Genomic DNA, 23542 nt, shown 5'->3' on the forward strand with positions numbered 1-23542 from the left:
CATCGGGGATATAGACCGGAACGGCCGTCAGGGAAGCCGATCACCGGCGTGCTCACGAAAGCGGACGGCCACGAGGAGTATCACGCCGATCGTGATCAGGACGCCGAAGCCAGGTACGCCGTCGTCGGGAGATGCGTCCGAACGATCGTCACTGGTCTCGTCGGCGTCACCAGACGTTCCGTCGTCCGTGGACCAGTCGTCGTCGCCGGTTACGTCGTCAGTCGGCTCGGAATCCGCGTCGTCCGCGGGAGCATCCGTCGACTCGGAATCCGTCGTCTCACTGTCGTCCGCCGATCCGACGCCACCGCTTCCGCCGCCCCCGCCTCCGGCCCCACCGCTGCCTCCGCCGGAGCCCGAAGAGCCCCCGTCATCGGTGGAACGTGATTCGGCGACTTCGAACTGTAGTTCGTCGGTCAGCTCGTTGCCCGCTTCGTCGGCGACGACGACCGTCACCTCGTAGGACGCCCCGTCGGCGACCTCGAGGGTGTGCTCGGCCGCCGTAGACGTGATCGACGTCCCCGCGTCGGCGGTAACGTCGACGCCGTCGATCGCGACCGAGACCGATCCGACGTCGATCCCGGAGAGCTCGTCGTCGTAGGCGAATCGGACCGTCGCTTCGTCCGTCCCCGCGGGGAGGACGCTCCCGTCGGCCGGCGAGCGCTCCGTGATCACCGGCGGTTCGTTGTCGGTCACGAGAGCGCCGTACGTCGAGAAGCCGTCTACCTGGGCGACGACGAACGGATCGCCGCCGACCCTCGAGACGCTCGAGTCGACCGGCGTCCACTCGTCCGCGGGTTGGTCGTAGTGGTGTAAGACGACGTCTTCGGCGTCGACACCGCCGGGGAGTTCGTCCTCGTCGATCGCCATCGTAATCGTCGCGCTCTCGATCGTCCCCTCCGCCAGCTGGTGGTCGATGAAGCTGTCGAGCTCTGCGGTCAGGAAGCCGACACCGGTCTCCCCGCCCTCGTGGTTCGCGTTCACGGTGTTTTCCGAGAGGGCGAGATACAGCTCCTGGGATTTGATCGCCTCATCGGCGTCGTCGGCGACGTCGAACTCGATCGTCGACCCGCTTCCGTCGATTTCGATTACACCGTGGTGGAGGGTGAACCTGGTGTCGACGACGACGGAAGCGGTATCCGCTCCGTCGTTCCCTGCGCGGTCCGTCCCGGTCACGGAGACGGTGTAGTTGCCCGACTCCTCGAACTCGAGCGTGCCGGTAAACACCGTGGCATTTTCGTTGGCGGATTCCATCGACACGGACGCAGGTGCCGTCGAGCCGTCCTCGGGGTCCGTGAACTGTGCCGACACCGCCGGGACGGCCGCGAGCGGTTCGTCACTCTCGACGACGACCGTCGCGTCGTCGCTGTCGACGTCCTCGAGCGTGACCGACGTCGACGGCCCGTCCCGGTCGACAACGAGTATCTCCGGCGCGTCGGTCATACCGGCGTTCTCGCGTTCGTCGACGGCGATCGCCAAGAGTTCGTACCGTCCGTCGTCCGGAATCGCGTCGAACGGAACGTCGACCCGCCAGGTGTCGCCGGCGAGGTAACCCGCGTCCGCAGCGACGACGTAGGTCGTCTCGAGCGAGGAGACGAGCAGCGTCACCTCCTCGACTTCGAGACCGGCTTCGACGTCGATATCGACGGTCGCGTCGTCGCTCGCGTGGACGTGTTCGACCCCCGTCTCGGGATCGACGTGGCTCGAGTGGCCGGAAACGGCGGTGATCGTCGGCTCGACCGTCGGTTCGGAGACGTCGACCCAGCCCGCGTTCTGGCCGCCCAACTCGAGGTCGTACGTTCCCGCTTCCTCGGGGACGTACGTGATGTTGATCGCACCGAGGAGGTAGTAGCCGGGTTCGAGCGTCGCCTCCTGACTGCCGACGACCGTCGTCTCGCCGGTTTCCTGGTTGGTCGCGGTGAGTTCGATCTCCTCCGTTCCCTCGACGTTGCCGGCCTGATAGATGCTACCGATAACGTGGGTTTCCTCACCTTCGGTCAGTTCGACCTCGCTCGTCGAAGCGGCGATCACCTGGATGTCCGATCCAGCAGACTCGACCTCGACCGTGCCCGCGTTTCGCTCGCCCAACTCGAGGTCGTACGTTCCCGCCTCGTCGGGGACGTACGTGATGTTGATCCCTCCGAGGTGGTAGTAGCCGGGCTCGAGCGTCACTTCCTGGCTGCCGACGACCGTCGTCTCGCCGGTCTCCTGGTTGGTCGCGGTGAGTTCGATCTCCTCCGTTCCCTCGACGTTGCCCGACTGGTAGATGCTACCGATAACGTACATCTCCTCGCCTTCGATCAGTTCGACCTCGGATGGTGAAGCCGCGATCACCTGCACGTCGGAGACGGCAGGTTCGACCTCGAGCGTGCCCGCGTTCTGGTCACCCAACTCGAGGTCGTACGTTCCCGCTTCGTCGGGGACGTACGTGATGTTGATTCCCCCGAGGTGGTAGTAGCCGGGCTCGAGCGTCACTTCCTGGCTGCCAACGACGGACGTCTCGCCCGTTTCCTGATTAGTCGCGGTGAGTTCGATCTCCTCCGTTCCCTCGACGTTGCCCGACTGGTAGACGCTACCGATAATGTGGGCCTCCTCGCCTTCGATCAGTTCGACCTCGCTCGTCGAAGCGGCGACCACCTGGATGTCGGAGACGGCAGGTTCGACCTCGAGCGTGCCCGCGTTCTGGTCACCCAACTCGAGGTCGTACGTCCCCGCTTCGTCGGGGACGTACGTGATGTTGATCCCCCCGAGGAGGTAGTAGCCGGGCTCGAGCGTCGCCTCCTGGCTGCCGACGACGGTCGTCTCGCCGGTTTCCTGATTAGTTGCGGTGAGTTCGATCTCCTCCGTCGCCGTGTGACTTCCGTTCTGATAGAGGGACCCAATGACGTGTACCTCTTCGCCCTCGACGAGTTCGACCGCCGAGAGTGAGGCCCCAACCACCCTGATGTCGGTGACGATCTCGTCGACGGTGACGGTCCCGACCTCACGCGTACCCAACTCGAGATCGTAATCGCCCGGTTCGTCGAGTTCGGCGGTGACGTTGATTCCCCCGAGGTGGTAGTAGCCGGGCTCGAGCGTCGCTTCCTGGCTGCCGATGACGGTCGTCTCGCCGGTCTCCTGGTTGGTCGCGGTGAGTTCGATCTCCTCCGTTCCCTCGACGTTGCCCGACTGGTAGATGCTTCCGACGACGTGGAACTCCTCGCCCTCGAGGAGTTCGACGCTGGAAACCGAACTTCCGATCACCTGAATGTCTGTAACTGCTTCCTCGACCTCGATCGTACCGGCGTTTCGCTCGCCTAACTCGAGGTCGTACGTTCCCGCTTCGTCGGGGACGTAGGTGATGTTGATCCCCCCGAGGAGGTAGTAGCCGGGTTCGATCGTCGCCTCCTGACTGCCGACGATGGTCGTCTCGCCCGTTTCCTGATTAGTCGCGGTGAGTTCGATCTCCTCCGTTCCCTCGACGTTGCCTGCCTGATAGATGCTACCGATAACGTGCATCTCCTCGCCTTCGATCAGTTCGACCTCGGATGGTGAAGCCGCGATCACCTGCACGTCGCTTTCGGCCGCCTCGACCTCGATCGTGCCCGCGTTTCGCTCGCCCAACTCGAGGTCGTACGTTCCTGCTTCGTCGGGGACGTACGTGATGTTGATCCCTCCGAGGTGGTAGTAGCCGGGCTCGAGCGTCGCCTCCTGACTGCCGACGACGGTCGTCTCGCCGGTCTCCTGGTTGGTCGCGGTGAGTTCGATCTCCTCCGTTCCCTCGACGTTGCCCGACTGGTAGATGCTACCGATAACGTACATCTCCTCGCCTTCGATCAGTTCGACCTCGGATGGTGAAGCCGCGATCACCTGCACGTCGCTTTCGGCCGCCTCGACCTCGATCGTACCGGCGTTTCGCTCGCCCAACTCGAGGTCGTACGTTCCCGCTTCGTCGGGGACGTAGGTGATGTTGATCCCCCCGAGGTGGTAGTAGCCGGGCTCGAGCGTCACTTCCTGACTGCCGACGACAGTGGTTTCGCCGGTCTCCTGGTTGGTCGCGGTGAGTTCGATCTCCTCCGTTCCCTCGACGTTGCCCGACTGGTAGACGCTACCGATAACGTGGGTTTCCTCGCCTTCGATCAGGTCGACCTCGGTCGTCGAAGCGGCGACCACCTGAATGTCGGTGTCGGCCGGCTCGACGTCGATCGTACCGGCGTTTCGCTCGTCCAACTCGAGGTCGTACGTTCCCGCCTCGTCGGGAACGTAGCTGATATTGATCCCCCCGAGGTGGTAGTAGCCGGGCTCAAGCGTCACTTCCTGGCTGCCGACGACGGTCGTCTCGCCGGTCTCCTGGTTGGTCGCGGTGAGTTCGATCTCCTCCGTTCCCTCGACGTTGCCCGACTGGTAGACGCTACCGATAACGTGGGTTTCCTCGCCTTCGATCAGGTCGACCTCGGTCGTCGAAGCGGCGACCACCTGGATGTCGGTAACCGCTTCCTCGACCTCGAGCGTGCCCGCGTTTCGCTCGCCCAACTCGAGGTCGTAGGTTCCCGCTTCCTCGGGAACGTAGGTGATGTTGATTCCCCCGAGGTGGTAGTAGCCGGGTTCGAGCGTCGCCTCCTGGCTGCCGACGACAGTGGTTTCGCCGGTCTCCTGGTGAGTCGCGGTGAGCTCGATTTCTGTCGTTCCTTCGGCGTTGCCCGCCTGATAGAGACTCCCGATGACGTGGGTTTCCTCGCCCTGGATTAGCTCGGTCTCGGTCGTCGAGGCGGCGATCACCTGAATGTCGGAGTAGCGGTCTTCGACCGTCACCGTGTCGACGACCAAACCGTTCACGGTGAGTTCGACCGACACGCTGTCCGTTCCCTCCGGAATGTCGTCGGCTGTCGGCGTCCACGTCAGTTCGACGCCGCCGCGAGCGATACCCGGCTCGAGGGTCACGCTCGCCTGGTCGACGACCTCGCCGTCGACCTCGAGTGCGATCGTGTCAGTTTCGTTGACGTTTCCGGCGTTGTAGAGGTCGCCGGTCACGGTGACGGTCTCGCCGGGCGACGTGTCCGTTCGATCCACGTCCGCGCCGTAGACGATGATCTCGGCCTCGTCGTCGGCTTCCTCGACCGAAACCGTCGTCGTCGACTCGTCGTCTTCGCTTCGCACCGCAACGGGAATCGCGTCGCCGACGTCGCTTTCGTCGGTTGTCCAGGTGAGGCTGATCGTCTCCGTCGCGCCAGCCTCGAGATCGAGTTCGCTCGAGTCGACGACCGCTCCGTCGACGACGAGTTCGATCGTCTGCGTGCCCGCCTCCCCGCCGGCGTTCTCGACCGTGGCGCTCACCTCGAGAGCGCTCCCAGCGATCACCGGAGACGAGGTGTTCTCGATCGTCACGTCGAACGCCGGTGATTCGGGTTCGGGCTCCGGTTCGGGTCCGGGATCTTGGTCTGGATCGGAGTCCGTCTCCTCGACGGTCACGGTACCGGCCATCTCGCCGCCGACGCTCACGTCGTACTCGCCCGCGTGGGCGAACGAATGGACGAACTCGATCGTCGCGGTCTGCTGTGGATCGAGCGACACCGTTTGGACGTCTTCGATCGAGCCGTCGATCTCGAGGCCGATCTGTGCGTCGCCGGCGTCCGGTCCGACGTTCGTGACGTCTGCGGTCACGATCGCGTCCTCACCGACCTCGAGTTGCGTCGGACTCACCGAGGCATCCGTCACCTCGAACGCGGCGTCGGTTTCCTCGCCGAAGACGCCGAACGTGGAGAACGAACTGACGTCGGCCGTGACGACCCGTTCGTCGGTGTCGACCGTCGAACCGGGGACGGGAGACCACTCGTTCTCGGTATCGTCGTAGGCCCAGATCGAGAGCGTTTCCGTGTCGACGGCTTGGACGTCCTCTAATTCGTAGTGGAACGATAGCGGGCTCACCTGTCCGCCACTCTCCGGGACGATTTCGACGTACTGGTCGATGCCCGCCATCCCGGAACTCGCAGACGGCGGCTCTTCGACTGCGAACAGTTCGATCATCTGTCCCTCGAAGGAAGTAAGCGTGTGGTTCCCGATCGACAACCGTTCGAACTCGTTTCCGACGCTGGGGGAGGGAGTGGAGAAGTCCCCGTCGTCGGTTAGCATCACCGAGTCCTGGTCGTTGTCGTGTACCGAGACATCTGTGAAGGTGTTGTAGTTCGAATCTCCATCGCTCGTTATCATGTCGGCACCGACGAGAATCCCTCGTGAGTTGCCCTCGATTTTCACGTCTTCAACAGTATTCCAGGAAGAACCCAGCAGGTTCAGGCCGATGTTATCGTTGTTACGGATGGTGATCTCTTCGAATTGATTCTGATCAGACTGAACGATATTGATTCCCGACCATCCGTTCTCTTCGCTGGTTACGTTCGTCAATTCCGTTCGATCGGCACCGTTGGACGATCCCACAGGATTCGGCTCGAGGCTGACACCGTGGCGGTTGTTCGCACGCAATTCGGTGTGGTACACCTCCGTATCAGCGGAGTCGGCGATTCGCAGCCCCATCTGCCCGTTGTGTTCGCTCGTGACGTGTTGGAGGACGTTATCGTTGGAGTGTCTAATGGCGACGCCATCGCGTGCATTCGATTCGGTCGAGACGTTCGAAATCGTGTTCTGGTTCGAGTCCTCGAGCAAGATTCCGTGCCAGCCACCACTTTCGTGGGTCGTTACGTGATCGAGAACGTTGTTGGAAGATTCATCGAGGTGGATGCCGTACCCAAAGTTATCGATCGAATGTACGTTCGTCACGGACACGTCGGTGGAATCACGCAACCAGATACCCGCCTGATCCTGTCCGACCGTCGTAACGTCCTCGATCACGCCGTCGTCGACGTTCTCGAACTCGAGGCCGTACTGCCAGTCCCGGATTTGGAGGTCACGGACCGTCACGTTCTCGACGTCGGTCGCATCGATCGCCGTCCCGCTTCCGGTGCCCTCGAGAGTGTAGCCGTTGCCCTCGAAGACGACGTCGTCGGCCTCGATGACGACGAACGCGTCACTGGTGTCTCTCGAGAGGTCCTGCTCGAGCGAGTAGACGCCCGGCTGGTCGATAACGATCTGGTCGGGAATTGGATCGGTGTCGTCTTCGACCAATAGCGAGCCCGCGTGTTCACCGTTGACCGTAATCGGATCCGGCCCCATCGCCTCGTTGAATGTCAGCTCCGTCTCGACCACTTTCACGTCTTCAGCGTTGACCGTCACCGAGATCGGACCCTCGGCAGCCGGTCCCTCGACGTCGAGGCCCATCCGATCGTCGTAGAATGGAAGCTGGCCGAACCCGATGTCGAGATCGATCGTTTCGCTCGAGCCGCCGGTATTTTGGATCACCGCGGTGACGGTCACGTTCTCGCCGACCGCGATCTCGTCGTCGCTCAGGTACTGATCGACGATCTCGAGGTCGCTCCCGGGTTCCGTGATGAGCACCGTCTCGGTCGTCTCGTCCGTCCGACCCTCGTCGTCTTCGACCGTGAGAGTTGGCTCGTGCGTCCCGACCGCGCCGTACGTCCAGTTCGCGACGGGCTCGGTCGTCGTCTCGTCGATAGCGCTGTCACCGTTGAAGTCCCAGCGGTACTCGACGATCTCGCCGTCGGCCACACTCGAGGCGCTTGCGTCGAACGTCACCTCTTCGCCGACGACCGGGTCAGCGGGGGCGTACCCGAACGACGCGATCGGCCCGTCGCCCGGTTCGACGGTGACCGGTCCGCCCTCGAGTGTCTCGCCGTTGACGCTCACCTCGTACTCCCCGGATTCGTCGAACGTCCAGTCCAGTTCGTGCGACTCGGACACCGCGCCCGCCTGGACGACGACCTTCTTGGTCTTTACGACCTCGCCGTCGACCTCGAGTGCGAGCGTGTACCGCCCATCGTCGATTCCGTGACCGTTTTCGAGCTCGGTGACGATCGTCGTCGGTTCGCCAGCGACGACATTCGTCTCGCCTGAAACAGTCTGAACCGAGATAGAGACGTCCCCGACAATAACGGTCTCCGGATCGCCCCAAACGGCGGCGGTATCGTCCCCGTCGGACGGCTCGACGACGTACTGCCCCGCGTCGGCGAACGTCTCGGTGAAGACGTGGTCGAAGTACTCGTCCGGCTTCGCGTACACGGTCTCGGACTGGACGACCTCGTGGTCGACGACCAGCTCGAGTGTGACGTTCTCGCCGACGTTTCCGTCATTGTATCCCTCGACGGTAACCGAGACGCTCTCACCGGGATCGATCTCGGTTTCGTCCAGATCCTGCCAGATCTCGAGGTCGAGATCGAGGACGTCGACCGTCCCCACCGGCAGGTCGTTGAGCGTTACCTCGAGGCCATCGCGCGCTTGCTCGGCTTCGAATCCGATCTCGACAGATACGTTGTCGCCGGCGGGAATCGTCACCGTCTTCTCGGCCGGGTCTACCCAGGATCGGTCCCCATCTGCGACCAGCGTAAACGTCTCCGCCTCGTCGCCGAGGTTCGCCAGTTCGGTCGTAACGGTCACGTTCTCGCCGACCCAGACCTCCTCGGAGTCGAATTGTGGATCGACGATTACGACGCCCTCGAGGGCTGTCGGTTCGGTCGGCTTCCCGTAGACAGTCGCCGTCTGCGATGCAGTCGTATGATACGTATAGTAGTCGTCCACAGCCCAGGAGCTGCTCATCGTGGTGACGTACACCTCCGCGTGAATCGAGTGATCGCCGGTTCGTGGCGTTTCAGAGAACGTGATCGTCTCTGACTCGCCTGGCCCCAGCGTTGTGGTGTACTGATGGAAGTCGTCTTTCTCCAGCCGTGGCAACGCGCCGGGCATCTCAACGCGAACCTCCTGATCGTGTGCCGTGGGATTCGTCACCTCGACCGTCGCCTCGAGACTCTCACCGTGTGCTACGTCGGTCGCCGAGAGCTCCAGGTCGGAGACTGAAATCGGGTCAACCTCCTGAAAAGCGGCGACATCGCTTCCAGAGAGCCCGAGGACGGTCCCGTCGGAGACCGCAACGGCGAAGCCATCGGGCGAGGTACCCAGATGTTCGCCGGTCACGGCGTCGTACGCCTGCGGTCCGGCGTAGAAGAGGCCGTCAGCAGCGACGATCGGACTCTGAAAGTTCTCGCGGGTATCGGGGCCCCTCTCGGTGTATTCGAACCACTCGATCTCGCCCGCATCGGTGTCGATTCCATAATGGCCGAGGGCCCAATCACCGCTCGAGCCGGCACCCCTCGTCGCAGTGATCAGCGTGCCGTCGGTCACCGCGAGTCCGCGATGTTTATCGTACGGGTTGGGCGTAGCAGGACCGGTTCGCTCGAGGAACTTCTCGGGTGCGAGCTGCCACTCCGTCGTGAGACCATCGGGGTCGAGTGCGAGCAACTGGTCGACGCCCCCGTCGTCGGGGTCGAGTGAGAGATAGATCGTCTCACCGTCGGTGATCATTGTTCGGATCCCGTCGTCGCCGAACGTTCGCGAGTCGGTCGGTTCGAGCGTCGAGCGATCGAAGATGCGGACCTCCGATGGCGAGAGGCGGGAGTCGCCGTCCGCGATGACGAGCCGGTCCCCGGCCACGAGAACCTGACTGCGGTCTTTGAGCGCACCGTCGTCGCCGAGATACTGCATCCGTTGCTCGCCGAAGTCGTGGCGGTCGACGGCCCAAAGGTAACGGTCACCGTCGTTATCATCACTCGAGTCGTCGATACGCATCGTGAAGAACAGGGAATCGCCGTCGGTCGACAACGACTGGAGATTGATCCGTCGGTCGTCGAAGTGGCGATCGCCGAGGTGTGTGCCGTCCTCGAGATCGACCGCGTACAGCCGCGATCGCTGATCGGCGCCGGACCATCCCTCGTGGTAGGACACCCCGAAGTAGACGACGCCGTCGACAACGACGTGAGTACCGATCTCCTCCGTATCATCGGCATCGTCGGGAACCGAGATCCGGTACTCCCAGAGCTCGTCGCCGGTCTCGAGGTCGAGTCCCCAGACCGTCGTCCTGTTGTGGACGACGACCGTGTCGTCCTCGACGAGGACGGGATTGCCCCCAAGATCGGCGCTTCCACCGGTCGCCTCAAACTGCCACGTCGGCATAAGCGGCTTAGCTGGCGCGGCGGTGTTCGGGTTCCAGTGTGAACCGGCCGCGTCGTAGCCAGTCTGGGTCCAGTTGTCGTCCGGGCTCGCGTGATCGACGACGACCGAGGCGGGGTTAACGCGCGGATCCGACGCTAGCCCACCCGTGCCACGCTCGAAGGCGGTGACCTCGTAGCTGCCCGAACTGGTCACCGTCAGCTCGAGCGTGGCCGTCGTCGTTTCGCCGGGGTCGACCGTGACGTCGACCGTTTCGTGGTCAGGGTACGTTGGCGTTAGCGGCGAATCGATCTCGAACGTGACTGCGCTGGTCTCGGTTTCCTCGCCGTGGTTGCTCACGGTTGCTTCGACCGTGATCGTCTCGCCGACAGTGGCGCTGTCCTCGAGAATCGTCGTGTCGTCGACGGTGAGCGCTGTTGGCGCGAACTGATAGAGTGATCGATCACTCGATGCGAAGTCGATCCCGTCTGTGAATCCAACGACGTACAAGGAGTCGCCAACTGACACGAGACTCGTTGGATAGGCGAGAGCATCGGGGTCGTCGAGGGTCGTCGGAATCGACGAGGCCCACGCGACCGAAAGGTCTCCTTCGAGGGCTGTGACGGTCTGTCCCGGACCGACGTTGTTACGCTGGTCTTCACTCGCGACGTACAGATACTGACCAGAGACAATGTCCTGTATCTCTCCGGACGTCACATAGCTCGACTCCGTTACACCGGTGTCCGTCTCGAACGCATAGACGCTCGCCCCACTCGCGATGTATACCGTCTCATCCGCGACGACGGGTTCGAGGTCAACGTCGTCGGGGACTGGTGTCCGCCACTGTGGTACTCCGTCATCCGAATCGAAAGCGTAGACAGCACGGAAATTACCGCCGGCAACGGTGACGTACAGCGTCCCATCCACGACCGTTGGTGTGGCTGACACGGAATCACTGAGTTCCCAGTCACCTCGGTCCCACACAACTTCACCAGTCGACCCATTCATCGCAAAGACATGGTCATCGTCGACGACGTAGAGTGTGTCGTCGTCTGCAGCGAGTCGAACTGTCGTACTATCCGTGAGGTACTCCTCCCAGACGACCGTACCGGTATCGGGATCTAACGCGTAGACGGTGGTGTCGTCCCCAGCGTCCTGCACGTAGACGTATTCTCCGACCACGATCGGTGTGTTTCTATTGATGGTATCAACAGTCGTATCTGACGTGTTCCAGCGTTCACTACCATCAGTCGCGTTGAACGCACGTATTTCGGTGTCGGAGAAACGATCAGTCACGTAGACGACATCATCACCGACTGTGGGTTCGCTTCGGATCGAATCGAGCGTCGTCGACCATACTCGGTCGCCGTTCGTATCGATCGCCTCGAGTCGATCGGTTCCGTTCGTCACGAAGACGAGCTCCTCGGAAGACGCTATGCCTCCGTCACCGAAGTTATCGGTGTCCGAACCCAGAATTCGATCGAGCCGAGCCGGGAAGCCGTCTTCGCCCCCACCGTCGTCGGTCGTGGCCGTCGTCGTGACGCTCGAGTCCTGCTCCTCCTCGAGCGCGGTCTGGACCGACGGTTCGACCGTCGGCGTGAAATCACCGCCGTCCTGGGTCTGGTGGGAATCGAGTCCGTCCTGTGTCGTCCCCACACCTGGTTCAGCCGCCGCAAACGGTGCGACGAGCGAACCGAGCAACAGTATCGAAAACGCGATCGCAAACAATCGCGGCCACACCCCAGTCCCTCCGCCGGACGAATACATAAGATTTGGAGAGAGTTAGGCATAAATAAGCACACACTAACCAACCAGTAACTACCCAGATTACGCCGGAGTTCGTTACTATAGCAGTTTTCAAGGCCTGTAGACACTTTCCGAAGAGGTAATCTCATAGACACCAATGTTATTAGTCAGCTGTTTGTTATGGATGAGGGCGCCGTTCGACAGGGGCAATGTTCGGCAGGGAGAGTCGCTGACGGGTTAACACAGTGGTGACTGCCGACGGACCACCGCCGTGTAGTGAACCGTCCCGTCGTCGACTGTCCATCCAAGACACACCACCGAAGCGTTCACCACGTTCTGCCGACGACCGAGCTAGTATGGGATATCACGTCGTCGATCCGACGGACCTCGAGCCGGAGCCGGATCGCCCGTCGGAGATGCGCTACGTTAGCGAAGCCGCTGGGATGGAGCAGATGGGTCTCCGCGTGTACGACGTCGCACCCGGCGAGGAGATTCCGCTGTCGGGACTGCACTACCATGACGAACAGGAGGAAGCGTTCTACGTCCTCGAGGGAGAGTTGAGCGTGGAGACGCCGGATCAGGTCTACCGCGTCGACCAGGACGAGTTCTTCGTCGCCGACGCCGAGAGTCCACACCGGGCACACAACGACTCCGAAGCTCGAACGAAAGTGATCGGAATGGGGGCACCACCGATCAGCGACGGACACGTCTACGAGGAGTAACCGCCGCCGCGACGACAGGGGAGATTTCGCGAACGATCGCCGGCGCTCGTGCTGGGCGCTCGAGTTCGAACGAGGAGAATCGGTGCAACCTCTGCGATATGCCACAGGGAGTGAACACCCACGGGGGTCCGACAATCGCAGGGCACACCGTTAGGTCCGACGGAAGTGCCACGACGACTATGGCCGACGTTCCCGAGGTCCAGCTAGTCGAATCGGAAGACGAGCACATCCACGTCAGGTTTCGCGATCCAGATCGGTACGACGAGATCCGAACGCCCGACTGGGCGGAGAACCCCGCCCGTTCGGTCTCGGAGGGAAGCGAGGTGCGAACCGGCCAACTCGAGGGCGAGGACGACTGGGAGGTGACCAGCGTGCTGATCAAAAAGAGCGTCGGCGAAAAAAAAAGGCCGAGGAACAGGCACGCGAGATCCTCGAGAAGATCGAATCGTAGGCTCGAGCCGTCCGGACGTGCGTCGATTCAAACTCGTGCCGAGCGATCGGCGAGTTGCGAAGCACGGGTCAGCAGTTCTCCGGCCGAGAGACGGAGATCCGACCACGGGCGTAGAACTCACGACGGGACGGCCTACGTCGAGCCGAACCAGGAGATCGGCGGCGAACTCAAGTCTCGACTCGGCTGGGGACGGGACGCCCAGAGCCGGTACCCGCTCCGACTCGACGCGATCGACGAGATAACCGACGGGGAGATCCGCCTGCGCAAGAAGTACTGATCCACGCTCGAGCGGCCGGAAGGGGGTCTCCCGCGCGTAAAGGGTGGCTTTTTATGGCGACCGTTCGTATCCCGACGCATATGTTCAAGGCCATCGTGAGCGCGGAAACGCTCACCAGCGCGCTCGATTCGGTAAGCGTGCTGGTCGACGAGTGTAAGATCCACCTCGAGGAAGACGGGCTCGAAATCCGGGCTGTCGACCCCGCGAACGTCGGGATGGTCGACCTCTCGCTCGACGCGGCCGCGTTCGAATCCTACGAGGCCGACGGCGGGCTGATCGGGGTCGACCTCTCCCGACTCGAGGACATCGCGGGGATGGCCGAGTCCGGCCAGCTCATCCAGCTCGAACTCGACGAGGAGACCCGAAAGCTGCACATCCAGATCGACGGGCTCGAGTACACCCTCGCGTTGATCGATCCCGACTCGATCCGCCAGGAGCCCGATATTCCGGACCTGGATCTCCCCGCGGAGGTCATCCTCGAAGGGAAAGACGTCAACCGCTCCGTCACGGCGGCGGATATGGTCTCCGATCACATCGCACTCGGCGTCGACGAAGGCGAGGAGTTCTTCTACGTCGACGCGGAGGGCGACACCGACGACGTCCACCTCGAACTCACCGAGGAGGATCTGATCGACCTCCAGCTTGGCCCTGCCCACTCGCTGTTCTCACTCGACTATCTCAAAGATATGAACAAGGCGATTCCTTCGGATACGGAGGTCACACTCGATCTCGGTGAGGAGTTCCCCGTCAAGATCTACTTCGGCTTTGGTGAGGGACAGGGACAGGTCACCTACATGCTCGCGCCGCGCATCCAGAGCGACTGACCGGCGTCCGACTGCGAGCGAAAAATCGGCGCTATCTCGAGCGCCGTCACGACTCTATCCCCGGCTCCGGAGTCACCGCTTTCGCTTCCGGCTCCGTCTCCAGGAGATATCTGTCGGGGAACTCGGGTTCGGGCTCCCTCCCGGCGGTGAAAAAGCGTTCCGTCCACGTGAGTTCTTCCGTCGCCGGACTCGGTTTCTTGATCTGTTCGAACTCGACGGCGACGCCCTCGGGTTCGGCGGCGATTCGAACCGACGCGAGCTGATACGACGGGTAAAATACCGGTGGCAGGATGCCGATGATGCCGTCCCGACGGTGAAGCCGTTTGAGCCAGGTGCCGGTGTTGACCATGATTCCGCCGTCGACTTCGCGGAGCGTCGGGCGGTGCGTGTGGCCGTAACAGAAGATCGACGTCGCCGGCTGGTCGGCGAAGATTTCGGTCGCCGCACCCTCGTACGGAGCTTCGGGATCGACGGTCAGTTCGGTCTCGAACACGCCAAAGCGGTCGACCGTCTTGCGAATATCCCGGCGGATGAAGTGCAGTGGAACGGCGACGAGGAGCAACAGACCGGCGAGGGAGACGTTGAACACGAGCAGGAACCAGGCCGCCGTTCCGGCCATCCCGAACTGACCGAGAAACGCCTCCGTCCGGTCGATCGGCATCGACCAGACGCCGAGGAGATCGAGCCCCGCGAGGATCGCGACGATCGCACTGATGTTGAACAACAACAGAAACGGGACCAGCGAGTACCGCAACACCGGATTCATCTCCCGGTAGAAGTACTTCGAGAAGAGCCAGATCGGCATCCGTTCGGTCGGTGTCACCGCCTGCACGTCTTTCAGCCAGTTGTACCGCCCGCGGTCGGAGAGTTGACCCGCGCGGCTCGTGACGAGCGTGTTGTAGTAGTAGCCAAGCGGCGTCGAGTGGGGGTTGCCCCAGTCCTCGATTCGGTTGTTTTGATCCCGCTGGTGGCCGTGTTCGAAGTGGACCACGTGGTCGCCGACGGCTCTGTCGATCGATTGCTCCGAAACGAGGTCGACGTTGTACGCATCAAAGCGCTCGGCGTACTCGTCGTACGCGGCGAGCTCGTGGTCGTGGTTCCCCGGTAACAGCGTGATCTGAACGGTTTCGCCGGTTTCCCGCAACGCCTCGAACAGCGTCGGATACGTCTCCTCGAGCACCTCGAACTTCTCGATCCCCTCGACCGTCGTAAACTCCCAGAGTCCGAACGCGTCGCCGTTGATGATCAACTCCACGTCCTCGTCGCTCTCGCGAAGCTCCTCGAGGAACGCGAGTAGTTCCGGGAGGTAGTCGACCTCCTCGAGCTGTTCGTCGCCGCCGATGTGGAGGTCGCTAATTACGTAGTAGACCCGATCGTCGGAGTCGTCGGCCATCGACATCACTCTGTTTTGCCACCGAAAAAGGTGTTCCGTTCTTCTATAGTAGCCACTGAAAGTCATTGTACACCCGATCGCCCGACAGATCGGCGATCGGTGTGTAAATCGGTTCAGTTGTTACTATCGCCCGAACGAGAGTGCCGTCGCTTTCGTCCGATTGCTGTTCCTTGTTACCGGCGTCCTCCGTGGATCGGGCATCCGGCGTCGTTCGTCGGCGACTGATATTTAATGGTGCGACATAGTAAGGATCGAACATACCAGTCCGACCGCAGTACAGCAGTGTATGCCCTCCGCGAACGATCCGACGGATGCCGAGGACGCGAACTACGTCACGACCGTCGATCCGGCCGACGGCGAGCGACCGAGCGCGGCGATCGTGACGGCCGTCGCGTCGGTTCTCGAGCAGGATCCACTGGAACTGACGCCGCTTTACGAGACGGTCGATCCGGACGCCCTCGATTCGCTCCTCCAGCACGCCCACCGTAGAGACGACACCGGAACCCACGAGGTGTGGTTCACCTACGAAGGAGTCGACGTCGGGGTACGAAGCGACGGCGAAATCCGGATCGACGTCGCTGCGAGCTCGCCTTCCTGATTCGATTTCGCACCCGACTCGAGCATCGCCGGCTCGATCGTCGACGAGTGGCTACGAGCGCCGTCGTCAGTGACCAACGACTGATACGGATTACTGTCGCGATGTACCGGTGCAACCGCCGTCCGGGTCGCGGTCGCACCGGAACTGATCGACAGGAAACCGTATGAAGCCGTGGGCTTTCTCCGTGGACCGGCGGACGGGCCGTCGACACCGGACGCCTACGCCTCGAGACGTCTCGCGAGAAACGAGCGCAACAGCTCGTTCGTCCGCTCGGCTTCTTCGACGAAAAAACAGTGCGAGCCGTCCTCGATCAGTTCGAGTCGTGCGTCGGGAATCGCTTCCTCGAGTAACCGTGCATTACCTGGCGGGACCACGCGATCGTTCGTCCCGTGAATGACGAGCGTCGGGACGCGAATTCGTTCGAGTCGATCGCTCACGTCGAAGTTCGTGATCGCGGCGGCCTGGGCCTCCCGGGCCGGTTCGTCCGCGTTCTGCTCGAGGCCCCACTCGATGATCCGGTCCAGCAGGTGGGGGTTGCGGTTGACGAACCGCTCGGAGAATGCCGGGCGAAGCCGACGGCGGAGCGCATCGCGTTCGTTCGTGCCCGACTCGCCGACGATCTGTGCCCGCACGTCGTCGGGAACCGCGACCGCATCCAGTCCACCGTGGCTCGTCGAACACAGCGTCAGCGACTCGGCGCGTGAGTACTCGATGGCGTACTGCTGGGCGACCATCCCACCGAGGCCCGCGCCGACGAGGTGCGCCCGACGCGTTCCGACGGCGGAAAGCACCGCCTCGAGGTCCGCGGCGAGGCCCTCGGCCGAGTAGCCGGCGGGGCCCGACAGGAGGGAGGAGCGAAGTCGCCGGGGGAGTCGCGACACGAGCGGCGGGTGGCCGGCCGTCGAGCGGCCGGTTCCGCGCGTGTCGGGTGCGATCACGTCGCGTTCCGGGGCGAGTGCTTCCCGTTGCCAGCGCCACATCCACCGGCCGTATCCCAGTTCCTGAACGAAGACGACCGGTTCGCCATCGCCACCCCGGTCGTCGTACTCGTAGTGGATCGACGCGCCGTCACCCGAAACCCGTGGCATACTCGAACCGACGTGTCGGACCCCCTTGAAATCGACCCTCGAGGCGGATCCCGCCGCCGGCGCAATCTCGTCGATCGTGGACGGGGGTAACACAGTATTACTCGCGGTGAACCGTTCGAAAAGCCGAGGGCGGCCGTTCGGGACAGTCCTGACGGGTTCGGGGGACCGAACGGAGCAACCACCGTGTTTATCCCGACGGAGTAACATCCCATTACCGATGCAGCGACTGCACGCCCGGTACCCGTTCCTCGAGGCGGCCCGCGAGACCGTCGCGACGGAGGCGGTCGATCTCGCGACCGTCGTCGAGCGGGAGGAGGCGGTCGTCGACCGCGCCACACAACGCGTGATTACCGCACTCGAGGACGGCGACACCGGCGAACCCCATCGCGATCACCGCGTCGAGTTGCTCTCCTATCCCGTCGCGCGCGTCCTCGTTTCGATGGTCGGTGAGAACGTGCTCGTCAGGAAGTACGCCCGCGCGGAGGCCGCGACGGCGTACGACCGGTTCGTCGAAGATATCGAAGACACGACGGAACTGAAGAGCGTGGAGACGGCGGGGCTCGACCTCGAGGCGTTGTTCGCGGAGTTCGACCTTCGGGAGGCGATCCACGGCCCGGTCGACGGCGAGTACCGCATCGACGTCGGCACCTACCTCCCGCTTGCCGCCGATCTGTGGGACGACGAGTGGCGGCTCGTCAACCAGCCACTCGAACGGGGCGAGGTGCCGGTCGACGAGGGCGAGCTCCTCGCGCTCCTTCGAGAGGCGATCCGCGAACGAATCGAGGACGGTTTACCGTTCGACGTCCCCGAGTCGATCGCGACCGACCTCGAGGAGGAGGCCGCGGAGGTCCGGGAGATACTGGCCGACCTCGATCTGACCCGCGAGATCGACACCGTCGTCCCCGACCTGTTCCCGCCGTGTATGAAGGCGCTCCTGGATCGGATCCAGAAGGGCGAACACCTCCCACATCACTCCCGGTTTGCCATCACCGCCTTCCTGGCGAGCATCGGGATGACCACCGACGAGATCGTCGATCTCTACCGGGTGAACTCGTCGTTCGGCGAGGAGATGACCCGCTACCAGACCGACCACATCCGCGGCGACACCTCGCCGACGGAGTACTCGCCGCCCTCGTGTGCGACGATGCAATCGTACGGCGACTGCGTGAACAAAGACGACCTCTGTGAACGGATTCCCCACCCGATGGCTTACTACGAGGAGCGCATCGACGACGCCGAAGACGAGGAACTCGAGGACTGGCGCGAAGGGGAGGCGGACGAGGCCGAGTCAGCAGGCGACTAAGCCGTTTGGTCGGCTCGAGATCGGCTTATTTCCGATCCGGATCGTCAGAGAGTTCGTCCGCCTGTCGCTGGATGTCCGCGAGCGCCTGCTCCTGTTCGCCGCGGGCGAGTCCGCCCGACTCGACGTGGCGACCCTCGTACTGCCAGCGCGGAATCGCGTTCCAGACGCCCGAGTCGCTGGCGTCATCGTCGCTCGAGTCTGTCCCGGCGGAGTCGACGCCAGCACCCGGTCCGGGACGTCGCCACAGCAACACCGCGACGAGACCGGCGAGAACCGCTACCACACCGACCGCAGTCGTCGGGGAGACCAGTGACGGCGTACGCAACAGGGCCGAGGAGCCGAGCAGAACGAAGACGACGGCGACGTCGAGGAGGTACCAACGAGAGGTGTCGTCACTCACACTCGAGTCAGCACTGCTCATGTGTCACATTGTACACAGAACGTAAAAAAGGTGGCGCAGGCGTCAGGCCGCACTCTGTGTGTCGGCGTCGTCGTCCTCGAGTCCGTCTTCGGGATCGTTGAGGACGAACGCGAGAGCGATTCCAACGGCAGTAAGCAGGAAGATGAAGCCGACGATGGTCCAAACGAGCAGCTCGGCTCCGTCGGGCTGGAGGACACCGGTGTCGGTGCCGTACTCCGTCCCGATGTAGATCATCGCCCCGAGCATCACGACGATAGACGAGACGGATACGACGATTTCGATGAGTTGCTCACGGTCGAGCATTACAAAGACGGTTTCGTCGGTCAGGTCAAAAGCGCTTCGAAGGGCGGGCGAGAGACGGGGAGCGTCCAGAGCGGATCTCGAGCCGGCCGATCAGATCGCCGTCATCTCGCGCTCGAGGTCCCGGAGTTGTTCGACGCGTTTTTCGGTCGGCGGGTGGGTGCTAAACAGTTGGCCGACGACGCCGGACTTGATCGGGATGATGAAGAAGGCGTTCATCTCGGCTTCCTCGCGCATGTCGTCTTTCGGGACGCGATCCATCTCGCCGGAGATCTTCAGCAGGGCCGAAGCCAGCGCCGAGGGGTTGCCGGTGATCGCCGCCGCACCGCGATCGGCGGAGTACTCGCGGTACCGTGAGAGCGCTCGAATGAGCAGGTAGCTGACGATCCAGACGAGCAGCGAGACGAGGATAGCGACGATAACCCCGCCACCGCCGCGATTCCCTCCACGGCCACCCCCGCCGAAGAACGCGCCCCAGCGGACGATCATGAACGCGATCGTCGAGAGGAACGAGGCGATGGTCATCACCATCATGTCCCGGTTTTTGACGTGTGCGAGTTCGTGGGCGACGACGCCATCGAGTTCGTCCTGATTCAGGGTTCGAATGAGTCCGGTCGTCACCGCCACGGCGGCGTTTTTCTGGTTACGTCCGGTCGCGAACGCGTTCGGAACGTTCGAGTCGATGACCGCGACCTTCGGTTTCGGGAGGTCGGCCTGCTGGGAGAGTCGTTCGACCGACGCGTGAAGCTGTGGATACTCCTCGGCCGAGACCTCCTTGGCCCCCATGCTCTTGAGCGTGAGCGTGTCGCTGAAGTAGTACTGGACGAGCGAGAAGCCGCCGAAGATGAGCGCGAAAGCGACCATTCCACCACCCATATAGAGCGTAATCGCGCTCGCAAAGACGATGTACAACGCGAACAACAGAAACATCGTCAGGAACATCCGGAACCGAAGACCCCAGTCCGCCTGCCAGTTCATACCTTCGCGTATGGTCTGAACGGAGATAAGTGACGTGACGACGCGCCGTGGGTCGACCCATTTTGACATACTTTTGAAGGTTCTCTCGAGGTCGTGGTCGAACCCCTTCATTTCGCATGGAGACCACGGCACGTGGGGGCGTCTGACATAGTCACGAAATCGGTCGTCTGACGAGCGTCTGACAAACGTCGTTCGCGGGGATCGACGCAGTGGAAGCGGAGGGGGCCCAGCCGAGATGACACTCGCCCACGAAGGGAATCGCATGACTCGACCGTGGCGGTTCGACCGGACTGGGAACGGGTCGGGTCACACACACCCGATCGAACCCCCTCGTTTCGCCTGGAATTGTCAATTTCTGAAAAACACCGATACGAGCGATGGGATACTGATACGGTCTGTTGTCCGTCTGAACCGATCCGATGCGGATTACTGTCCCGATCTCTCGGCGGACCCGCGACCCCCAGGACGGATGCGTCGGAAACAGCAGACAGCAATCCGGAGATACGGTCGAGCGCCAGCGATCTGTTTCGCGGGTGACCGGCGGACGCAATCGGCCTCGAGTCCGTCCCCACAGCGAACAGTATAACACGTCCAAACCCCAAGCGGAGGTATCATGAACGAGTCTCGTGCGTTCTGTCCCCGGTGTGGGGAACCGATGCCCGATCGGTCGGCGAGCGATGACGACGAGGCCGATTCGGACGGTTCCGACGACGGCGGGTCGGATCCACTCCGACCGAGTTCGGAGGTCGAAATCTGCGATGCGTGTTACTTCGACGACTTCGATTTCGTGGACGCACCGGAGCAGATCGACGTCCGCGTCTGCGCCCAGTGTGGGGCCGTCCACCGGGGCAACCGGTGGGTCGACGTCGGCGCAGAAGATTACACCGACGTCGCGATCGAGGAGGTAAGCGAGGCCCTCGGCGTCCACGTCGACGTCGAGGACGTCGCCTGGCAGGTCGAACCCGAGCAGGTCGACCAGAACACGATCCGGATGCACTGTTATTTCACGGGCGTCGCCCGCGGGACGCCAGTCGAAGAACAGGTGACGGTCCCGGTCAGGATCGCACGCCAGACCTGTACCCGCTGTGGCCGGATCGCCGGCGACTACTACGCAAGCATCGTCCAGATTCGCGCCGACGAACGGACGCCAACGACCGAGGAGATCGATCGCGCAAAGGAGATCGCGAACACGACCGTCGCCGAGATGGAGGCAACCGGCGACCGAAACGCGTTCGTCACCGAGATGGGCGAGGTCGACGACGGGCTGAACATCAAGGTTTCGACCAACAAGATCGGGAAGAAGATCTCGAACAAGATGGTCGAGGAGTTCGGCGGCACCGTCAACGACGCCGAGACGCTCGTCACCGAGGACGAGGACGGCAACGAGGTGTACCGGGTCACGTTCGCCGTTCGCCTCCCGCCGTATCGACCCGGCGACGTCATCGACCTCGCGGACGACGACCAGGGCCCGGTTCTCGTCCGCAGCGCCCGCGGGAACCTCAAAGGTACTCGAGTGCGCACCGGCGAACGGTACGAGGCGAGCTACGAGGAGGGGAACGCACCCGACGCGCGAAAGCTCGGCGAACGCGAGGATGGCGTCGAGACCACGGTCGTCACGGTCGAGGACGAAAACGCCGTTCAGGTACTCGACCCCGAGACGTATCAGGCGAAGACGGTCGCCCGACCGGAGTACTTCGATCCCGACGCGGAGACGGTTCCCGTCCTGAAGAGTCGCGTCGGACTGCACGTCCTCCCGGATTCGGATCCGGATGTGGGCGACGATGCCGACGCGAACGCGCCGTACGACCCGTACGCGAACCGCGAGGGTGGCGAGACCGATGCGTGAGGGAGTAGAGGACGAGACCGCACTCGAGCCGTCATCGAACGCCACCGGCGAGGACACCGACACCCCGCTCGCGGTCATCGTCGACAAACCCCGCACCGAGGCGGCGATCGAGTCGCTTCGCGTCGAAGGAGTCTACGACGACTCGAGGCGCGTGCGCGAGGACGGCCCCGACCGAGTCGCGCTCCCGGTGACGGAGCCGCCGTCGGCAACCGAGGTGCTCGAGGTCGTCCGGCAGGTCGATCCCGAGCCCCGAAGTTCGGATCTCGAGGACATACTCGCCGAGCGGGGCTGGGACGAGGACGCCCTGGCCGCCGCGCCGGGATCGTGGGCCGTGATCGGCTCCGTCGTGGTCGTCTCGGTTCCCGATGGCTGTCCGGACGAGACGGAACTCGCGGCGGCGTTGCTCGAACTCCACGGCGAGGCCGACAGCGTGCTGGCCGACGAGGGGATCGAAAACGACGGGACCGCGGGCACCTACCGCGAGCCTCGGACGCGCTTGCTCGCCGGCGAGTCGGACACAGAGACGATCCACACCGAACACGGCACGCGCTACGGGCTCGATCCCGCGAAAGTGATGTTCTCGCCCGGAAATCAGGCCGAACGCGCCCGGATGGGCGAACTGGTCGAGGCCGACGAGCGGGTGTTCGACATGTTCGCCGGCATCGGTTACTTCACGCTCCCGATGGCTCGAGCCGGCGCACGGGTCACGGCGACCGAGCTGAACCCGACGGCGTTTCGCTACCTTCTCGAGAACGCGATGTTGAACGACGTTCCCGACCGGGTCGACGCCTACATGACCGACTGTCGGGACCTCGCGGGGCGGCTCGAGGCCGACCGTGTCGTCATGGGCTACTACGGTAGCGCGGACGGGACGGACGAACGCGGCCACGGCGAACGCGCGGAGGAGGCTCACGAGTATCTCCCCCACGCACTCGAGGCGCTTTCCCCCGGCGGGGTCGTTCACTACCACGAGGCGACCCCCGAGTCACGACTCTGGGAGCGTCCGCTCGAGCGCCTCGAACGCGCGGTCGCCGACACCGGGTCGGGTCGGACGCTCGAGGTGCTCGAGAAGCGCCGGGTGAAGAGCCACAGCGCTGGCGTGGCCCACTGCGTGATCGACGCGCGACTCGAGTGATTGCGACGGGAAGACGTGGAGTTCGACGGAAGACGCAGGATTCGACGGGTGGATTCGGAGTTGTTCGAGGGAAACGGGCCCCACCGCGACAGGCCGGCGGTCGTGAGATTCATGCTCCCGGAGACACAAGCGGTTCGTATGAACAGACGTAACAAGTTCATCGCGGTGATGTTCGCCGTCCTCATGGCGACGTCCATGATCGCGATGCCCGCGATGCACCTCTTCTAGCCGGGTTCACGCTCGTCGGCGTAGCGCGTGGCCCTCACGAGTGTACTCTCCAGCCCGCGTTGACGGGCATACTCGAGGTCACGAATCGGCTACCCAACAGTCATATGGATTCCGATTCGGGCAGTAGAGCAACCTCTTTTACCGGGGGCATCGGCTGGTCCCTTCGGCACCAGCCTCAACCCCCGACAAAACCCGTTGATGCCAAAAGG

12 protein-coding genes and 1 pseudogene are annotated in these 23542 nt (G+C 63.1%); 7 read left to right on the top strand and 6 right to left on the bottom strand.

Features of this window, described 5'->3' with window-relative positions:
* Positions 1 to 27: 27 nt before the first annotated feature.
* Positions 28 to 11763 (bottom strand): PQQ-binding-like beta-propeller repeat protein, encoded by an 11736-nt coding sequence (locus GRS80_RS18715; protein WP_160048855.1) that lies wholly within the window; start codon positions 11761 to 11763, stop codon positions 28 to 30.
* Between the two features lie 362 nt (positions 11764 to 12125).
* On the opposite strand from GRS80_RS18715, the gene GRS80_RS18720 reads away from it, so the two are divergent.
* The 3 genes and pseudogenes from GRS80_RS18720 (at position 12126) to GRS80_RS18730 (ending at position 14043) form a co-directional block, all read left to right on the top strand.
* A complete protein-coding gene (locus tag GRS80_RS18720) occupies positions 12126 to 12491 on the top strand; it encodes a cupin domain-containing protein (RefSeq protein ID WP_160048856.1) in 366 nt (121 codons plus the stop codon).
* Positions 12492 to 12670: 179 nt separating this feature from the next.
* Positions 12671 to 12942, top strand: a pseudogene (locus tag GRS80_RS18725) (hypothetical protein).
* Positions 12943 to 13299: 357 nt separating this feature from the next.
* Entirely contained in the window at positions 13300 to 14043 is a 744-nt protein-coding gene (locus GRS80_RS18730; protein WP_160048857.1) for a DNA polymerase sliding clamp, read from the top strand.
* A 46-nt stretch (positions 14044 to 14089) separates the two neighbouring features.
* Here the strand turns inward: GRS80_RS18730 and GRS80_RS18735 are convergent, their stop codons facing one another.
* Positions 14090 to 15436, bottom strand: coding sequence for a metallophosphoesterase (locus tag GRS80_RS18735; protein WP_160048858.1), 1347 nt, complete (start codon positions 15434 to 15436; stop codon positions 14090 to 14092).
* A gap of 286 nt (positions 15437 to 15722) precedes the next feature.
* On the opposite strand from GRS80_RS18735, the gene GRS80_RS18745 reads away from it, so the two are divergent.
* A complete protein-coding gene (locus GRS80_RS18745) occupies positions 15723 to 16034 on the top strand; it encodes a HalOD1 output domain-containing protein (protein ID WP_160048860.1) in 312 nt (103 codons plus the stop codon).
* Positions 16035 to 16252: 218 nt separating this feature from the next.
* Here GRS80_RS18745 and GRS80_RS18750 read toward each other — a convergent pair whose 3' ends face one another.
* A complete protein-coding gene (locus tag GRS80_RS18750) occupies positions 16253 to 17122 on the bottom strand; it encodes an alpha/beta fold hydrolase (protein ID WP_160048861.1) in 870 nt (289 codons plus the stop codon).
* Between the two features lie 217 nt (positions 17123 to 17339).
* Here GRS80_RS18750 and priL point away from each other — a divergent pair, with 217 nt between their 5' ends.
* A complete protein-coding gene (priL, locus tag GRS80_RS18755) occupies positions 17340 to 18425 on the top strand; it encodes a DNA primase regulatory subunit PriL (protein WP_160048862.1) in 1086 nt (361 codons plus the stop codon).
* 25 nt (positions 18426 to 18450) lie between these two features.
* Here priL and GRS80_RS18760 read toward each other — a convergent pair whose 3' ends face one another.
* The 3 genes from GRS80_RS18760 to htpX form a co-directional block, all read right to left on the bottom strand.
* Positions 18451 to 18846 carry a hypothetical protein gene (locus GRS80_RS18760; RefSeq protein WP_160048863.1) on the bottom strand — a complete coding sequence of 132 codons (396 nt, stop codon included), beginning with the start codon at positions 18844 to 18846 and terminating at the stop codon, positions 18451 to 18453.
* A 42-nt stretch (positions 18847 to 18888) separates the two neighbouring features.
* Positions 18889 to 19149 carry a hypothetical protein gene (locus GRS80_RS18765; RefSeq protein ID WP_160048864.1) on the bottom strand — a complete coding sequence of 87 codons (261 nt, stop codon included), beginning with the start codon at positions 19147 to 19149 and terminating at the stop codon, positions 18889 to 18891.
* Positions 19150 to 19239: 90 nt separating this feature from the next.
* Complete coding sequence (htpX, locus tag GRS80_RS18770; RefSeq protein WP_160048865.1) at positions 19240 to 20124, bottom strand: zinc metalloprotease HtpX; 885 nt, start codon at positions 20122 to 20124, stop codon at positions 19240 to 19242.
* A gap of 613 nt (positions 20125 to 20737) precedes the next feature.
* Between htpX and GRS80_RS18775 the strand changes: the two genes are divergently transcribed.
* Complete coding sequence (locus tag GRS80_RS18775; protein WP_160048866.1) at positions 20738 to 21970, top strand: 60S ribosomal export protein NMD3; 1233 nt, start codon at positions 20738 to 20740, stop codon at positions 21968 to 21970.
* Complete coding sequence (locus tag GRS80_RS18780) at positions 21963 to 23105, top strand: class I SAM-dependent methyltransferase family protein (RefSeq protein ID WP_160048867.1); 1143 nt, start codon at positions 21963 to 21965, stop codon at positions 23103 to 23105. The genes GRS80_RS18775 and GRS80_RS18780 overlap by 8 nt, the downstream gene beginning before the upstream one ends.
* The last annotated feature ends 437 nt before the right edge of the window (positions 23106 to 23542 follow it).

It is taken from the genome of Natrialba sp. INN-245, assembly GCF_009807105.1.
In the GTDB taxonomy this organism is placed as follows: Archaea; Halobacteriota; Halobacteria; order Halobacteriales; family Natrialbaceae; genus Natrarchaeobius; species Natrarchaeobius swarupiae.

What these genes read in the sequence shown, in the direction of transcription:
- GRS80_RS18735 (WP_160048858.1), bottom strand. Translation starts at nt 15,436, where the DNA reads ATGGCCGACGACTCCGACGATCGGGTCTACTACGTAATTAGCGACCTC.
- GRS80_RS18730 (WP_160048857.1), top strand. Translation starts at nt 13,300, where the DNA reads ATGTTCAAGGCCATCGTGAGCGCGGAAACGCTCACCAGCGCGCTCGAT.
- GRS80_RS18760 (WP_160048863.1), bottom strand. Translation starts at nt 18,846, where the DNA reads ATGAGCAGTGCTGACTCGAGTGTGAGTGACGACACCTCTCGTTGGTAC.
- GRS80_RS18750 (WP_160048861.1), bottom strand. Translation starts at nt 17,122, where the DNA reads ATGCCACGGGTTTCGGGTGACGGCGCGTCGATCCACTACGAGTACGAC.
- GRS80_RS18765 (WP_160048864.1), bottom strand. Translation starts at nt 19,149, where the DNA reads ATGCTCGACCGTGAGCAACTCATCGAAATCGTCGTATCCGTCTCGTCT.
- GRS80_RS18780 (WP_160048867.1), top strand. Translation starts at nt 21,963, where the DNA reads ATGCGTGAGGGAGTAGAGGACGAGACCGCACTCGAGCCGTCATCGAAC.
- GRS80_RS18775 (WP_160048866.1), top strand. Translation starts at nt 20,738, where the DNA reads ATGAACGAGTCTCGTGCGTTCTGTCCCCGGTGTGGGGAACCGATGCCC.
- htpX (WP_160048865.1), bottom strand. Translation starts at nt 20,124, where the DNA reads ATGAACTGGCAGGCGGACTGGGGTCTTCGGTTCCGGATGTTCCTGACG.
- GRS80_RS18720 (WP_160048856.1), top strand. Translation starts at nt 12,126, where the DNA reads ATGGGATATCACGTCGTCGATCCGACGGACCTCGAGCCGGAGCCGGAT.
- GRS80_RS18745 (WP_160048860.1), top strand. Translation starts at nt 15,723, where the DNA reads ATGCCCTCCGCGAACGATCCGACGGATGCCGAGGACGCGAACTACGTC.
- priL (WP_160048862.1), top strand. Translation starts at nt 17,340, where the DNA reads ATGCAGCGACTGCACGCCCGGTACCCGTTCCTCGAGGCGGCCCGCGAG.